The sequence below is a fragment of the Bathymodiolus azoricus thioautotrophic gill symbiont genome, assembly GCF_001298715.1.
GTDB lineage: Bacteria > Pseudomonadota > Gammaproteobacteria > PS1 > Pseudothioglobaceae > Thiodubiliella.
Map to the genome: position 1 here is coordinate 1 of NZ_CDSC02000497.1, position 1,119 is coordinate 1,119.

Here is a 1,119-nt window from a genome sequence, read left to right on the forward strand (position 1 = left end):
ATTCTAGTGCTCAGAATGATTTTGGTGGGGTTAATAATGCGCCAAATTATGCTAATAAGACAGCCTTTGCCACCATTAAAGGTGATGGCTCAATCATGGCGTGGGGTAACCCATATTTTGGAGGTAAAAAAGCACCCACTGATAGTGGCTATACCGAGATTTATTCAAATGAACGTGTCTTTGTTGCTCTTAAAGCTGATGGCTCGATTACGACATGGGGCGGCTTAAAGTATGGAGGTAAAAACGCACCCAACGTACCCACTGACAAAGGCTATACCGAGATTTATTCAACTGCTGATGCCTTTGCCGCCCTTAAAGCTGATGGTTCAATTACGGTGTGGGGTAGAGTATATTCTGGAGGTGCAAACGCACCTGCTGGCAGTGGCTATACCAAGATTTATTCTAATAGAGCAGCCTTTGCTGCTCTTACACACGATGGATCAATTGAGACATGGGGTGATGTATATTATGGAGGTAAAAACGCACCCAACGCACCCACCGACAAAGGTTATACCAAGATTTATTCAACTACTAATGCCTTTGCCGCCCTTAAAACTGATGGCTCAATCAAGGGGTGGGGTAGAGCATATTCTGGAGGTGCAAACGCACCCGATGACAAAGGCTATACCGAGATTTATTCAAATGCAGTTGCCTTTGCCGCCCTTAAAACTGATGGCTCAATCAAGGTGTGGGGTGAACCAGGTGATGGAGGTACAAACGCACCTGATGGTAAAGGTTATACCAAAATTTATTCAAATACATATGCCTTTGCTGCCCTTAAAGCCGATGGCTCAATCAAGGCGTGGGGTAGCTCAGATTCTGGAGGCACAAACGCACCCGATGACAAAGGCTATACCGAGATTTATTCAAATGATTATGCCTTTGCTGCCCTTAAAGCCGATGGCTCAATCAAGGCGTGGGGTAGCTCAGATTTTGGAGGCACAAACGCACCAAACGCACCCAAACCCACTGACAAAGGCTATATCAAAATTTATTCAACTCATGAAGCCTTTGCTGCCCTTAAAGCCAATGGTTCAATTACAACATGGGGTAGCTTAGATAATTCGTGGAATGAAATAAAGAATAAAACCACAAACGCACCCACCGACAAAGGCTATA

1 protein-coding gene is annotated in these 1,119 nt (G+C 44.7%); it reads left to right on the forward strand.

From position 1 onward, the window contains the following. On the forward strand, positions 1-1,119 hold a 1,119-nt coding region (locus BAZSYMA_RS10170), incomplete at both ends, for an RCC1 domain-containing protein (RefSeq protein WP_479385936.1).